Origin of the sequence: Serratia proteamaculans, assembly GCF_946227095.1 — a bacterium.
Taxonomy (GTDB): Bacteria; Pseudomonadota; Gammaproteobacteria; order Enterobacterales; family Enterobacteriaceae; genus Serratia; species Serratia proteamaculans_E.
The window spans coordinates 99,543-113,898 of the sequence record NZ_CAMISV010000005.1; the positions used below are offsets into that span (position 1 = coordinate 99,543).

The window sequence follows — 14,356 nt, forward strand, 5'->3', positions numbered from 1 at the left end:
AGGTTTTCCTCAGTACAAGTTAAACTAAAACTCCAGACAAACAGCGCGCGGTTCTCACCGCGCGCCGCCTACCAAATATTTTATTTCACCTGGCGCTTCTGATACTCACCAGCGGCCTTCACAAAGCCGGCGAACAACGGATGACCATCACGCGGCGTCGAAGTAAATTCCGGGTGGAACTGACAAGCTACAAACCACGGATGATTCGGCAGTTCAATAATCTCAACCAGCTTGTTGTCTGCAGAACGGCCGGCAACACGCAGCCCGGCGGCTTCGATCTGCTTCAACAGCATGTTGTTAACTTCATAGCGGTGACGATGACGTTCAACAATGGTCGGTTCGCCGTACATCTGGCGCACCAGGCTGTTGTCGGTCAGGTGGCATTGCTGGCCACCGACACGCATCGTGCCACCCAAATCGCTTTCTTCAGTACGCACTTCGACGTTGCCGTCTTCGTCACGCCACTCGGTGATCAACGCCACCACCGGGTACTTACAGTCTGGCACAAACTCGGTAGAGTTGGCGTTCTCCATACCCACCACGTTGCGGGCGAACTCCATCAGTGCCACCTGCATACCCAGACAGATGCCCAGGTAAGGGATGTTATTTTCACGCGCAAAACGCGCGGTCATCACCTTGCCTTCCACACCACGGTAGCCGAAGCCGCCTGGGATCAGGATCGCATCCAGACCTTTCAGCACTTCTACGCCGCGGGTTTCCACATCCTGCGAGTCGATCAGCTTGATGTTCACGGTCAGACGATTTTTCAGGCCGCCGTGTTTCAAGGCTTCAATCACTGACTTATAGGCATCCGGCAATTCGACATATTTGCCGACCATGCCAATAGTCACTTCGCCGCCCGGATTGGCTTCTTCGTAAATCACCTGCTCCCATTCGGCCAGGTTGGCTTCCGGCGCGTTGAGGCTGAATCGTTTACAAATATAATCATCAAGGCCCTGAGATTTCAAGAGGCCTGGGATTTTATAAATAGAATCAACGTCTTTCAGGGAGATAACCGCTTTTTCCGGCACGTTACAGAAAAGTGCGATTTTCGCACGTTCGTTAGCAGGAACGGCGCGATCGGAACGGCAAATCAGCACATCTGGCTGAATACCGATAGAAAGCAGCTCTTTTACGGAATGCTGAGTCGGTTTGGTTTTCACTTCACCGGCAGCGGCCAGGTACGGCACCAGCGTCAGATGCATGTACAGGGTGTGCTCACGGCCCACTTCCACAGCCATCTGACGAATGGCTTCCAGGAACGGCAGCGATTCGATATCGCCCACGGTACCGCCGACTTCCACCAATACCACGTCGTGACCTTCGCCACCTTCGAGGATACGCTCTTTGATCGCGTTGGTGATGTGCGGGATAACCTGTACGGTTGCGCCCAGATAGTCGCCACGGCGTTCTTTACGCAGAACGTCGGAGTAGATACGGCCAGTGGTGAAGTTATTGCGGCGCGACATTTTGGTACGGATGTAGCGCTCGTAGTGACCCAAATCCAGATCGGTTTCTGCGCCGTCTTCGGTGACGAAAACTTCCCCATGCTGAATCGGGCTCATGGTGCCCGGATCCACGTTGATGTACGGGTCCAGTTTCATGATGGTAACGTTGAGGCCACGGGCTTCAAGAATAGCCGCCAGAGAGGCTGCGGCAATGCCTTTACCCAGAGAGGATACGACCCCGCCGGTCACAAAAATATAATTAGTTGTCATGCTGAACCTGAGAGTTTAGGTTTAAAGACGATGGAAGAACCAAGACGGGAAAGTAGTATACCCGAACCTCTTCAGACCTACAAACGATCGTTTTACTGTCCATCATCTCTGTCACCCTCAGGAGTTCATCCGGGTTTACCTTATCGGCACACCCTCGGTGGTCTTTTTAAAACAATGAGTTAGCACGGAAAATCTCAATTTACCGCCCTTTCACAACAATAAAACGCCTTAGATTTCAGTTTGTTGGCGTTTTACTGTCGGGACGTCGCGGTTCAGCAAACCATGCCCCAAAGCTTAACCGTTTCAGCTTGAGTAAATCTTGTCGCCGATCAACATTGCGACATTCATAGGACAGCACCGCAGCGGATTAGTTTTCCTGGCGTTTAACCTGCTGCCACGCCTCTTCCATCTGCTCCAGCGTGGCTTCGCCCATCTGCAGTCCACGCTGTTTGACGATCTCTTCCACCTGACGGAAGCGACGCTCGAACTTGCGATTGGCGGCCTGCAGCGCGTTTTCTGCCTTGTGGCCAAGATGACGGGATAAATTCACCGTGGCGAACAGCAGATCGCCGATTTCTTCTTCCAGCTTCTGCTCATCGACCACCGCCTGCCGCGCTTCGTGCATCACTTCTTCGATCTCTTCGTACACTTTGTCCAGCACCGGGCCCAGGGTGTGCCAGTCAAAACCGACCGAGGCACAACGTTTCTGAATTTTATGCGCCTTCATCAGTGCCGGCAACGCCTGAGGAATGTCATCCAGCGCCGAATGCAGCTCTTTCTCGGCGCGTTCACCGGCCTTCAGTTGCTCCCAGCGCGCCGCAACGACTTCACTGTCCGCAGCATCGGCTTCGCCAAAGATATGCGGGTGACGGCGCTCCAGCTTGTCGCTGATGGCATTGCACACCTCGTCGAAGTCAAACAGCCCCTGCTCCTGGCCCATTTGGGCGTAAAACACCACCTGGAACAGCAAATCACCCAGTTCGTCACGCAGATCGCCATAGTCCTGGCGCTCAATGGCATCCAGCACCTCATAGGTTTCTTCCAGCGTGTAAGGCGCGATAGTGGCGAAAGTTTGCTTGCGATCCCACGGGCAACCGGCCTGCGGATCGCGCAGCGTTCTCATGATGTTCAGCAAGCGTTGCAGCGGAGAAGATTGGGTCATGACAGAGTCTCTGAAAGGTGTGGGGCCCAACATATGGGCCCCGATAAAAATGTAAGGTTAGCTGCCGTGCAGTCGTTTGGCATCTATCACATCCGGCAGTTGATTTAGCTTGGCCAATACCCGGCCCAGCACCTGCTGGTTATAGATTTCAATGTCCATATCGATGGTTGCCAACTGCTTTTTGGTGTCGCTGCGGCTGGCCACGCCCAGCACGTTGACCTTTTCGTTGGCCAAAATAGTGGTGATGTCGCGCAGCAGACCGCTGCGATCGTTGGCCATCACGCGCACCACCAGCGAATAGCCGCTGGAGTAGCTCTCGCCCCACACCGCGTCCACGATGCGTTCCGGCGCGTGCGACTGCAGATCCACCAGTTGGTCACAGTCTGCCCGGTGGATCGAGATACCGCGTCCCTGGGTGATAAAGCCGACAATGTCGTCGCCCGGGATCGGCTGGCAGCAACGGGCAATGTGGTGCATCAGGTTGCCTACCCCTTCCACCACCACCCGGCCGTTGTCCTTGCTGCGGGTTGCCGCCGGCGCCTTGTGCTGAACCAGTTGGCGCAGCGCTTCGCGATCCTGCTCTTCGGCGCTCGGTTTGTTGAACTTGCCCTGCAGGAAGTTCACCATCTGATTCAGGCGAATATCCCCGCCGCCAATCGCCGCCAGGATTTCATCCAGCGAATTCATGTTGTAACGCGGGATCAACAGCTTCTCGGCCTCTTTCAGGCTGATGCCGAGGTGTTCCAGCTCGCTGTCCAGCATTTGGCGGCCGGCCAGGATGTTCTTGTCACGATCCTGCTTACGGAACCAGTTGTGGATCTTGGAGCGTCCGCGGCTGGTGGTGACATAGCCCAGGTTCGGGTTCAGCCAGTCGCGGCTCGGGTTCGGCTGCTTCTGGGTGATGATTTCAATCTGATCGCCCATCCGCAGCTGGTAGGTAAAGGGCACGATGCGGCCGCCAATTTTGGCGCCGATGCAGCGGTGGCCGACGTCGCTGTGAATATGGTAGGCAAAGTCGAGCGGCGTAGAGCCGGCCGGCAGATCCACCACATCGCCTTTCGGGGTAAACACATAAACCCGATCGTCGAACACCTGGCTGCGAACCTCGTCGAGCATCTCGCCGGAGTCCGCCATCTCTTCCTGCCAGGCAATCAGTTTGCGTAGCCAGGCAATGCGTTCTTCATAACCGGAGCGCACCGTCGCAACCGCACCTTCTTTGTATTTCCAGTGCGCCGCTACGCCCAGTTCGGCGTCTTCATGCATCTGGCGGGTACGGATCTGGATCTCCAGCGTTTTTCCACGCGGCCCCAGCACCACGGTGTGGATCGACTGATAACCGTTGGGTTTCGGGTTGGCGACATAGTCGTCGAACTCATCCGGCAGATGGCGGAAGTGGGTATGCACAATCCCCAGCGCCGCATAGCAGTCCTGCAAGCGCTCGACCACCACGCGCACCGCACGCACGTCAAACAGCTCGTCAAATGCCAGCGCCTTCTTCTGCATCTTGCGCCAGATGCTGTAAATATGTTTCGGGCGGCCGTAAATATCCGCCTTGATGCCCTCGTCGCCCATAGCACCGCGCAGCGAAGCGACGAAGTCATCAATAAATTGCTCGCGATCGATGCGGCGCTCATGCAGCAGCTTGGCGATGCGCTTGTATTCGTCCGGATGCAGGTAGCGGAAGCAGAAATCTTCCAACTCCCATTTCAGTTGCCCGATACCGAGGCGGTTGGCCAGCGGTGCATAGATATTCGAACACTCTTTGGCTGCCAGTACGCGTTCGTCTTCCGGCGCATCTTTCACTTCACGCAGGTGAGCGATACGCTCCGCCAGCTTGATCACCACGCAGCGGAAATCCTCCACCATCGCCAACAGCATGCGGCGCACGTTGTCGACCTGCTCGGAGGCCATCGAATCATTTTGAGTGGCTTTCAGTTGGCGGATGGCGTCCATATCGCGCACGCCATGTACCAGGTAGGTGATGCCCTTGCCGAAGGCTTCGGTCAGGGTTTCTTCATCCACGATACCGGCATCCACCAGCGGGAACAGCAGCGCGGCGCGCATGCTGTCGTTGTCCATGCTCAGGGTCGAGAGGATTTCAACCATTTCCAGCCCGCGCCACAGTAACAGCGACGCGTTGGGATGGTTCTGAGTCTGTTGCTCACAGTAGCGCCAGGTTGCGGCTAATCGCTCACATGACTGCGGGTTAGGTAGCCCCAAGCTGGCTATCCACTCGTCGAGAGCAAATTCACCAGCTGTGTTCAGATGTGCACTTCTTACCGCAACCATAACCTCTCCCTACTTTGCAGCGACCTCTGGCGCAAACCGTTAATCAACAGCGCCATTGACTCAAGATGCCCCGTATGCGGAAACATTTCCAACACCCACACACGCGCAAGACGATAAGAAGCTGGCGTGACTCAGCCTATTCTTATGTGCATTATATTGCCCATTCGCTCCCGGTGTGGCAACACCTTCTATGCCTGCCACCGCAGCGGCGCGTTACGCCAACGGCAGGGTAAAAAGCCCAGGCCGCAGAACAGATCCAATACCCGATCATTGGGTTGAATAGCCTGCCATTCAAGGGCAGGCCCCATCATTAACTGATTTAATAAGCTATTTATCTGAATAAAGTCACACCAACCAAAGTCTAAGCGTAGCCCGTCGCTCTGATAACACGGCGTTTCAGCGCACAGTTTTTCGAGGCTCTCACTGACCGGTACCGAATAAAGAAGTGCGCCATAGTTTGTCGATCGAGTGCCGGTTCATTTAAAGTAGAGCCTGTCCGGCAATTTTCCCACATTGGAATCCCATGACCAAATACAGCCTGCGGGCGCGCATGATGATCCTGATTCTGGCCCCAACGCTGTTGATTGGTCTGTTGCTCAGCACTTTCTTCGTAGTGCATCGCTACAATGAATTGCAGGAACAGCTGGTTGACGCTGGCGCCAGCATTATCGAACCGCTGGCGGTGGCCAGCGAGTACGGCATGACGTTCCGCAGCCGTGAATCGGTCAGGCAATTGGTCAGCCTGTTGCACCGCCGTCATTCAGACATCGTGCGATCCATTACGGTGTTCGACGCGCAGAATAATCTGTTTGTCACCTCCAATTATCATCACAACTTTACCCAATTGCAGCTGCCAAAAGGGGTGCCTATCCCCACAGATCTGATGCTGACACGGCGTGGCGACTCGCTGATCCTGCGCACCCCGATCCTGGCAGAGAGCCAATATCCGGACCAGGCCGTCAGCAGCGATCCCCAGCAGGATAACCGCCTGGGCTATGTGGCGATCGAGCTGGATCTGCAGTCGGTCCGGTTGCAGCAATACAAAGAGGTGTTTGTCTCCACCCTGCTGCTGCTGTTGTGCATGTGTATCGCCATTCTGTTTGCTTACCGCCTGATGCGTGACGTTACCGGCCCGATCCGCAATATGGTGAACACCGTTGACCGCATCCGCCGTGGCCAGCTCGACAGCCGCGTCGAAGGCTTTATGCTCGGCGAACTGCACATGCTGAAGAACGGCATCAACTCGATGGCAATGTCACTGACCGCCTACCACGAAGAGATGCAGCAGAATATCGATCAGGCCACCTCCGACCTGCGCGAAACGCTGGAGCAGATGGAGATCCAGAACGTTGAGCTGGATCTGGCAAAAAAACGCGCCCAGGAAGCGGCGCGTATCAAATCCGAATTCCTGGCGAACATGTCGCACGAGCTGCGTACCCCGCTCAACGGCGTGATCGGCTTTACCCGCCAGATGCTGAAAACCGAGATGAGCGTCACCCAGACCGACTATCTGCAAACCATCGAGCGTTCAGCCAACAACCTGCTGACCATCATCAACGACGTGCTGGACTTCTCCAAGCTGGAGGCCGGCAAGCTGGTGCTGGAGCATATTCCGTTCTCGCTGCGTGAAACACTGGACGAAGTGATAGTGCTGCTGGCCCCCAGCGCCCATGAGAAAGGGCTGGAACTGACGCTGGATGTGCACAACGACGTGCCGGAACAGGTGATTGGCGATTCATTGCGACTGCAGCAGATCATTACCAACCTGTTGGGCAACGCGATCAAATTTACCGAGACCGGCAACATCGATATCCGCGTCGAGCTACGTGGCCAGCAGGATCGCCAGATGGAGCTGGAAGTGCAAATTCATGATACCGGCATTGGTATCTCCGAACGGCAGCAGTCGCAGCTGTTCCAGGCGTTTCGTCAGGCGGATGCCAGTATTTCACGCCGTCACGGCGGTACCGGCCTGGGGTTGGTGATCACCCAGAAGCTGGTGAAAGAGATGGGGGGCGATATCTGCTTCCACAGCCAGTTAAATCGCGGCTCGACCTTCTGGTTCCATATCACTCTTGATCTGCATGAGGGCATGCTGTCGCTGCCGTCAAACCTGCCGGATCTGCAAGGCAAGACCCTGGGCTATATCGAAGCCAACCCGATGGCGGCACAGGCGACGCTGAACATGCTGAGCGTCACCCATTTGGTGATCACCCATTCGCCAACGCTGGCCCAGTTGCCGAAGAAAAATTACGACTTCCTGCTAGTAGGAGTACCGATCCCGTTCCGCGAGAATATGGCACAGCACGAAAGCAAGCTGTTGGCGGCATTGAAGATCGCCGACCGGGTAATTCTGGCGCTGCCCTGCCAGTCGCAAATCAATGCCGAACAGCTTAAACAGCAGGGTGCGGCCGGCTGCCTGATCAAGCCGATCACCAGCAACCGCCTGTTCCCGCTGCTGCGCATGGAAACACCGCCGCGCCTCGCCGCCCTGCCGGAACATAAACGCCTGCCGCTGACGGTGATGGCGGTCGACGATAACCCGGCCAACCTGAAGCTGATTGGCACTCTGCTGGCCGAACAGGTGGAAAAGACCCTGCTGTGTGAAAGCGGGGAAGAAGCGCTGCTGCTGGCGCGCGACAACGTGCTGGATCTGATCCTGATGGATATCCAGATGCCCAATATTGACGGCATTCGTACCAGCGAGCTGATCCGTCAACTGCCGCACCACAATTCGACGCCAATCGTCGCCGTCACCGCCCATGCGGTCAGTGGCGAGCGCGAACATTTGTTACAGGCCGGTATGGATGACTATCTGGCCAAGCCGATTGACGAAGCGATGCTGACCCGGGTACTGGCGCGTTATTACAGTGGCGAACCGGAGCCGGAAGCGCCGCTTAATCAACCGCTGCTGTCGCTCGACTGGCCGTTGGCGCTACGTCAGGCCGCGAACAAGCCCGATCTGGCGCATGACCTGCTACAGATGCTGCTCGATTTCCTGCCGCAGGTCAGCGGACGGGTGCAAGCGATGTTGGACGGTACGCCGGATGACGGCATTCTCGATTTGATCCACAAACTGCACGGCAGTTGCAGCTACAGCGGCGTACCCCGCCTGAAACAGCTGTGTTTCTACCTTGAGCAGCAGTTGCGTCAGGGGGTCAGCAACGATGAGCTGGAGCCGGAGTGGCTGGAGCTGTTGGATGAGATTGAGCTGGTCAGCCAGGCGGCTCGCGCGCATCTGGCCTGATGCCGTACGCAGTAAAAAAGGCACGCCGAAGCGTGCCTTTTTATTGGGACGATGGAGCTATTACTGCATCAGCAGATAAAGCGTGGTGTCGCCACGCAGAATATTCAGCGCCAGTACCGACGGTTTGCTGTCGAGGATTTTACGCAGTTCGCCCAAATTCTGGATCGGCTGCTGGTTAACCCCCAGGATAAAGTCGCCTTTTTTCAGGCCGATACGTGCAGCCGCGCTGCCGGCCTTGACGTTATCCACCTTAACGCCTTTCTGGCTGCCTGTCTGGCCATTGCTCAGTTCGGCGCCTTCGATACCGGTGTAGATATTGCCGGATTCAACCTGAGTCTGTGAGCTTTGCTCCAACGTGACGTCCACGGTAATCGGTTTGCCGTCGCGGATAATGCCCAGCGACATTTTGCTGCCAACCGGCAAAGTACCGATTTCCGCACGGAACGACGCGAAGCTGGAGATGGCTTTACCGTTCATGGTGACAATCACGTCACCGGCCTTGATGCCCGCCTTGGCGGCAGAAGATTTCGGCATCACCTGGCTGACAAATGCCCCGCGCTGTGCGTCAACTTTCATCGCTTTCGCCAGCTCAGAGTTCAGCTCGGTGCCCATAATGCCCAATTCGCCGCGTTTCACCTGGCCGAACTCGACCATTTGCGCCGTCAGGTTTTTCACCATGTTGCTCGGGATAGCGAAGCCGATACCGATGTTGCCGCCGTCCGGTGCCAAAATGGCGGTGTTAATACCGATCAGTTCGCCGTTCAGGTTAACCAACGCACCGCCGGAGTTACCGCGGTTAATCGCCGCATCCGTCTGGATAAAGTTCTCGTAATTCTCGATATTCAAGCCGCTGCGGCCCAGCGCAGAAACAATGCCGGAAGTGGCAGTCTCACCCAACCCATACGGGTTGCCGATCGCCACGGTGTAATCACCCACACGCAGTTGCTCGGAGTCCGCCATTTTGATCGCCGTCAGATTTTTAAAGTCTTTCAGCTGGATCAGCGCGATATCGGAACGTGGATCCTTGCCGATCACCTTGGCGTCAAATTTACGGCCGTCGTTCAGTTGGACCTGAATTTTATTGGCGTTCTCTACCACGTGGTTGTTGGTCACCACATAGCCTTTAGCGGCATCAATCACCACCCCAGCGCCCAGCGCCTGGAATTTCTGCTGAGTCCCCTGGCCAGGTGCACCCTGCCCACCGCCCTGACACATCGGCGATGCCTGGAACGGTGAACCGTCCTGGCAGAACGGTGAATCTTCACCGAAGAACTGTTGGAACTGCGGCGGCATCTTCGCCGTGTTGACGGTGGTGCTGCCTTCAACATTAATGCTCACCACGGAAGGCATCACTTTTTCCAGCATCGGTGCCAGGCTTGGCAATTGCTGAGTGCTGGAAGAAGCGGTTTCTGCGGCGCTGGCCGTCATCGGGCCCATCGCCATACCAATACTGAAAGCCAATGCGCTCAGAACTAATGCGGTTTTTTTCATCTGTGTGTCTCTTATAAAGTCGTTCAGAAAGTATTACGGTCTTTGTGCATAGTCAGAACGTATTAATACCCCTAAGTTCCGGCGCAGGTTATTGGTAATAGTAAACAAATATTGTCCGCCTTTACAAAACTCGAAATAGATGACGCGCCGTCCAGCAAAGTGCTTAAAATAATATTTATTAGCTGAATGAATTATTCAGCAGCCATTAATCGCCGGTATTCGTCATAGGCATAAAGATCGGTCATACCGCTGATATAATCCTGCAGCAAACGCGCACGGAAATAATACTCGCGGATCGCCAACTGCTCGGACGACAGGTGTTGCAGGCCTTCAATCGCTTCTATGTAAGCCAGTCGATGTTTGGTAGACAGCTTATGAAACAGACGCGTTTCGATCGGATAGGCGCGATGGCTGTCTTCCTGCACCAACAGGGTAAAATCCGCCAGCGGCATCGCCAACAGCGGGCTGTAAATATCCAGCAGGCCGCTGATCACCCGGTATCCCTGCAGTTCAAGCTGCTCGACTTCCGGGTGATTGAACACGTGCTTGAACGCGACATTTTTGAATATTTTCAGCAATTGGTAAGCCGGGCTGGAGTCCTCCAGCAGCGCCTGATTAAAGTTCCCCTGATAGACCGCCTCCAGGTTATCAATAAACCGCTGCGCCGCATGCGGGACCAACCGCGCTACGGTGAATACCCGTAAATACATGAAGAACTGGTCTTCGCTGCTGCGTCGCGCGCCACCGCGATCGATCTTGCGAAAAGCGCTGGCCACGGTTTTATCAAACAAATCGCCCGGCGACACCGCCCCCCATTCCTGGGTTAAGTGCTGATAAAGCTGCTCGACGGTGAAAATGTTTTTTTCTACCGCATCTTCAAGATCGGCCACGCAGTAGGAAATATCGTCAGCGGCTTCCATTATATAGGTCAATGGGAAACGGTCGAACTCACCCATATTCAGCTCACGCCGCAGCCGATCGACAAATGCCTCTTCCGCCAGATAGAAGCCCGGTTTTTTCATCAGGTAGTTATGGCTGGTGGGAATGTCGCTGGCCCAATAAGCCGGGCGGGTATATTTCAGGATACAACCCACCTGCGCATAGGTCAGGTTAAGCTTCAGCAGGCTGTGCACCAGCCGGATCGCCTGGGCATTGCCTTCGAAATGACTGAGATCGTGACGGATGCGGCTGCGCAGGCGGTTAAGATCGCTCTCGCCTTCGTGCAGGCGTAGCGCGCTGACCTGACAACGATCGTTACTGGCCGGCTCACTGCCGCAGCTGGCGGGATCGAGCCGCTGGGAAAACCAGTTGTTAATCGCCGACTCACCAAAGTGTCCAAAGGGCGGGTTGCCGATGTCGTGCATCAGACAGGCCATTTCAACAATGCTTTCAAAGGGATCCAGCAGTTTCGTCAGGCCGAGTTCATCGATTCGCCCGTCCTGTTTAAAACGATTGAGGATCTCTTTGGCAATATGCCTTCCAACCTGCTGCACCTCCATCGAGTGCGTCAGGCGACTGCGAACCGCCGCGTTACGCTCGAGAGGAAACACCTGGGTTTTTTGCTGCAAACGGCGAATGGCGGCGGAATTGACTATGCGCCCGCGATCGCTCTCGAACTGTCGGACAATGTCGTATTCTTCCTCGGCTTCAATTGGCTTGCTGAATGGCCGTTGGAAGCTGATTTTCTGCTTAAAGTCGATCCCGGACATCTGTTTCTCCGCCGTTGTACCCTGCCCCCGTGATAACAATTCCCGACGGCATATGCAACGGATTATCTCTCTATGAGAGCCATGATAGACTATGGCGAAATTCCCACACCCAATCAGTGAGTGTTATTTATGAAAGTAGGCATCATCGGCGCAATGGAGCAGGAAGTCACCCTGCTGCGCGATCAAATCGAAAACCGTCAGACCCTTCAACGCGCGGGCTGTGAAATCTATACCGGCCAGATCGGCGGCGTTGACGTGGCGCTGTTGAAGTCTGGCATCGGCAAGGTTTCTGCCGCCATGGGCACCACTCTGCTGCTGGAACACTGCAAGCCGGATCTGGTGATCAATACCGGTTCCGCCGGTGGCCTGGCCAGCACGCTGAAGGTCGGTGATATCGTGGTGTCCGAAGAAGTGCGCTACCACGATGCCGACGTGACCGCTTTTGGCTATGAGCCAGGCCAGATGGCCGGCTGCCCGGCAGCGTTCGTGGCAGACGACGCGCTGATTGCGCTGGCGGAAGATTGCATCAAACAGCTGAACCTGAATGCCGTACGCGGCCTGATCTGCAGCGGTGATGCTTTCATTAACGGCGCCGAGCCGCTGGCCCGCATCCGCGCCACCTTCCCAACCGTGGCCGCGGTAGAAATGGAAGCGGCGGCCGTCGGGCACGTTTGCCACCTGTTCGCTACGCCGTTTGTCGTCGTGCGCGCTATCTCTGACGTGGCCGACAGTGAATCGCACATGAGTTTTGACGAGTTCCTTACCGTGGCTGCCAAGCAATCTACGCTGATGGTCAACGCCATGCTGCAAACCCTGGCTAAGCGCGGTTGATGTGACACGACGCTTTTCAGCCCTGCTGTGGCTGCTGGCCTTATGGATGGCGCTGCCTGCCGGCGCCGCCCAACGGGTGATCAGCCTGGCTCCCAACACCACTGAACTTGCCTATGCTGCCGGCATGGGCGAGACCTTGCTGGCAGTCAGTGCTTATTCCGACTACCCACCAGAGGCCAGGAGGCTGGAACAAGTCGCCTCCTGGCAAGGGATCAATCTGGAGCGAGTGCTGGCGCTGAAGCCGGATCTGATCCTGGCCTGGCGCGGCGGCAACCCGCAGCGGGTGCTGGATCAGCTCGCCGCTTTTGGTATCCCGATCTTTTATGCCGATGCCACCACCATTGATGACATCGCCCAGCGGCTGGATGACCTGGCTCAATACAGCCCGCACCCTGAGCAAGCGCATCGGGCGGCAGACGCGATCCGTCAGCAAATTGCTGCGCTGAAAGCAAAATATCCGCACAGTCAGCCACGACGGGTGATGCTGCAATTCGGTACCCAGCCGCTGTTCACCAGCTCCGGCGCCACCTTGCAAAGCCAGGTGCTGTCGTTGTGTGGCGCAGAGAATATCTTTGCCGACAGCCGTATGCCGTGGCCGCAAATCAGCCGCGAACAGGTACTGGCTCGCCAACCGCAGGCCATCGTCATTACCGGCGACCAAAAAGAAATCGCCAGCGTGAAAGCCTTCTGGGCACCGCAATTACAGGTACCGGTGCTTGCGGTGAATGGCGACTGGTTCAACCGCGCCGGCCCACGCATCATGCTCGCGGCGCAGCAACTGTGCAGCCAACTGGCGGAGATCCATTAATGCTGGTGTTCTGGCTGGATATTCTCGGCACCGCGGTTTTCGCCATCTCCGGCGTCTTGCTGGCGGGCAAGCTGCGGATGGATCCGTTCGGCGTGCTGGTACTGGGCGTGGTCACGGCAGTCGGTGGCGGCACCATTCGCGACATGGCATTGGCCAACGGGCCGGTATTCTGGGTGAAAGACCCGACCGACCTGGTGGTCGCCATGATCACCTGCGTACTGACGCTGCTACTGGTACGCCAGCCGCGCCGTCTGCCCAAATGGATCCTGCCGGTGCTCGATGCCGTCGGGCTGGCCGTATTCGTCGGTATCGGGGTCAATAAAGCCTTCGCCGCCGGCGCCAGTCCGCTGGTGGCGATCTGCATGGGCGTGATCACCGGGGTTGGCGGCGGCATTATCCGTGATGTGCTGGCGCGGGAAATCCCGATGATCCTGCGAACTGAAATTTACGCCACCGCCTGCATCATCGGCGGCATTGTGCATGCTACGGCCTATGCCACCTTCGGTATGCCGCTGCAGCAGGCGATGATGCTCGGTATGGGCATCACGCTAGCGATACGCCTGGCGGCCATTCGCTGGCACCTGAAACTGCCCGCCTTTATCCTCGAACGCTAATCCCTCCGCCCGATCTACGGGCGGAGCCTTATCAGGCAGTCACATTTTAAAACAGAATTTTCGACTAAAAAACAAGCAAAGTGTTATTATCAACGCCTGAAAAATGCAGGGAAAACAATGTAATAAACTATTTAACGTCAGGTTAATTATTTTCCCACCCTGTTAAATCTTATTAACTTTTTGCCGATAAGCCATTATGTGATTGCTTACGGATGGCTATTCCCCAAATTATGAAAAATATTCTCTTTTTATTCAGTGTGCTGCTGTGCAGCCCGCTCGTTTACGCCGGTGCCACCAGCGGACAAATCGGCGTCAGCCTGACCATCGTCCCAAAGTGCAGCGTGCATATCGACGATTCCGTACCCCAGGTAAAATGCGGCGGTACGGCCGATACCCAGCCTAAAATCACCCGTAGCCCGTTGCAGGCCGAGAGTGAAAACGAGTCTCACCAGGAACTGGTGACCGTAGAATGGTAGCGACAAAAAAACCC

At 56.0% G+C, this 14,356-nt stretch carries 10 protein-coding genes and 1 pseudogene; 5 read left to right on the forward strand and 6 right to left on the reverse strand.

Annotated features, from left to right (window positions below; all coding sequences use genetic code 11):
- Positions 1 to 80: 80 nt before the first annotated feature.
- From pyrG to OC597_RS12050, 4 genes and pseudogenes are all read right to left on the reverse strand, one after another.
- Entirely contained in the window at positions 81 to 1,718 is a 1,638-nt protein-coding gene (gene pyrG / locus OC597_RS12035) for a glutamine hydrolyzing CTP synthase (RefSeq protein WP_262208859.1), read from the reverse strand.
- A 367-nt stretch (positions 1,719 to 2,085) separates the two neighbouring features.
- A complete protein-coding gene (gene mazG / locus OC597_RS12040) occupies positions 2,086 to 2,880 on the reverse strand; it encodes a nucleoside triphosphate pyrophosphohydrolase (RefSeq protein ID WP_261463267.1) in 795 nt (264 codons plus the stop codon).
- Positions 2,881 to 2,937: 57 nt separating this feature from the next.
- Positions 2,938 to 5,169 (reverse strand): GTP diphosphokinase, encoded by a 2,232-nt coding sequence (gene relA / locus OC597_RS12045; RefSeq protein WP_261257361.1) that lies wholly within the window; start codon positions 5,167 to 5,169, stop codon positions 2,938 to 2,940.
- Positions 5,170 to 5,178: 9 nt separating this feature from the next.
- Positions 5,179 to 5,612 (reverse strand): annotated as a pseudogene (locus OC597_RS12050) (hypothetical protein); the annotation flags it as partial.
- A gap of 80 nt (positions 5,613 to 5,692) precedes the next feature.
- On the opposite strand from OC597_RS12050, the gene barA reads away from it, so the two are divergent.
- A complete protein-coding gene (gene barA / locus OC597_RS12055; protein ID WP_261257360.1) occupies positions 5,693 to 8,413 on the forward strand; it encodes a two-component sensor histidine kinase BarA in 2,721 nt (906 codons plus the stop codon).
- A 60-nt stretch (positions 8,414 to 8,473) separates the two neighbouring features.
- Here barA and degP read toward each other — a convergent pair whose 3' ends face one another.
- Both degP and dgt read right to left on the reverse strand, forming a co-directional pair.
- Positions 8,474 to 9,904 (reverse strand): serine endoprotease DegP, encoded by a 1,431-nt coding sequence (gene degP / locus OC597_RS12060; RefSeq protein WP_261257358.1) that lies wholly within the window; start codon positions 9,902 to 9,904, stop codon positions 8,474 to 8,476.
- A 191-nt stretch (positions 9,905 to 10,095) separates the two neighbouring features.
- Positions 10,096 to 11,613 (reverse strand): dGTPase, encoded by a 1,518-nt coding sequence (gene dgt, locus OC597_RS12065; RefSeq protein WP_261285604.1) that lies wholly within the window; start codon positions 11,611 to 11,613, stop codon positions 10,096 to 10,098.
- 129 nt (positions 11,614 to 11,742) lie between these two features.
- Between dgt and mtnN the strand changes: the two genes are divergently transcribed.
- The 4 genes from mtnN to OC597_RS12085 all read left to right on the forward strand — a co-directional run bounded on the left by mtnN (position 11,743) and on the right by OC597_RS12085 (position 14,342).
- A complete protein-coding gene (gene mtnN, locus OC597_RS12070) occupies positions 11,743 to 12,444 on the forward strand; it encodes a 5'-methylthioadenosine/S-adenosylhomocysteine nucleosidase (RefSeq protein WP_099063063.1) in 702 nt (233 codons plus the stop codon).
- A gap of 46 nt (positions 12,445 to 12,490) precedes the next feature.
- The gene (btuF, locus tag OC597_RS12075; RefSeq protein WP_410071713.1) at positions 12,491 to 13,252 is read left to right on the forward strand and encodes a vitamin B12 ABC transporter substrate-binding protein BtuF; all 762 of its coding nucleotides are present in this window, start codon (positions 12,491 to 12,493) and stop codon (positions 13,250 to 13,252) included.
- On the forward strand, positions 13,252 to 13,866 hold the full coding sequence (locus OC597_RS12080) for a TRIC cation channel family protein (RefSeq protein WP_085120248.1): 615 nt from the start codon (positions 13,252 to 13,254) through the stop codon (positions 13,864 to 13,866). The genes btuF and OC597_RS12080 overlap by 1 nt, the downstream gene beginning before the upstream one ends.
- Positions 13,867 to 14,096: 230 nt before the next feature.
- Positions 14,097 to 14,342 carry a hypothetical protein gene (locus OC597_RS12085; RefSeq protein WP_261257350.1) on the forward strand — a complete coding sequence of 82 codons (246 nt, stop codon included), beginning with the start codon at positions 14,097 to 14,099 and terminating at the stop codon, positions 14,340 to 14,342.
- Positions 14,343 to 14,356 lie beyond the last annotated feature (14 nt).

What these genes read in the sequence shown, in the direction of transcription:
- pyrG (WP_262208859.1), bottom strand. Translation starts at nt 1,718, where the DNA reads ATGACAACTAATTATATTTTTGTGACCGGCGGGGTCGTATCCTCTCTG.
- mazG (WP_261463267.1), bottom strand. Translation starts at nt 2,880, where the DNA reads ATGACCCAATCTTCTCCGCTGCAACGCTTGCTGAACATCATGAGAACG.
- relA (WP_261257361.1), bottom strand. Translation starts at nt 5,169, where the DNA reads ATGGTTGCGGTAAGAAGTGCACATCTGAACACAGCTGGTGAATTTGCT.
- barA (WP_261257360.1), top strand. Translation starts at nt 5,693, where the DNA reads ATGACCAAATACAGCCTGCGGGCGCGCATGATGATCCTGATTCTGGCC.
- degP (WP_261257358.1), bottom strand. Translation starts at nt 9,904, where the DNA reads ATGAAAAAAACCGCATTAGTTCTGAGCGCATTGGCTTTCAGTATTGGT.
- dgt (WP_261285604.1), bottom strand. Translation starts at nt 11,613, where the DNA reads ATGTCCGGGATCGACTTTAAGCAGAAAATCAGCTTCCAACGGCCATTC.
- mtnN (WP_099063063.1), top strand. Translation starts at nt 11,743, where the DNA reads ATGAAAGTAGGCATCATCGGCGCAATGGAGCAGGAAGTCACCCTGCTG.
- btuF (WP_410071713.1), top strand. Translation starts at nt 12,491, where the DNA reads ATGGCGCTGCCTGCCGGCGCCGCCCAACGGGTGATCAGCCTGGCTCCC.
- OC597_RS12080 (WP_085120248.1), top strand. Translation starts at nt 13,252, where the DNA reads ATGCTGGTGTTCTGGCTGGATATTCTCGGCACCGCGGTTTTCGCCATC.
- OC597_RS12085 (WP_261257350.1), top strand. Translation starts at nt 14,097, where the DNA reads ATGAAAAATATTCTCTTTTTATTCAGTGTGCTGCTGTGCAGCCCGCTC.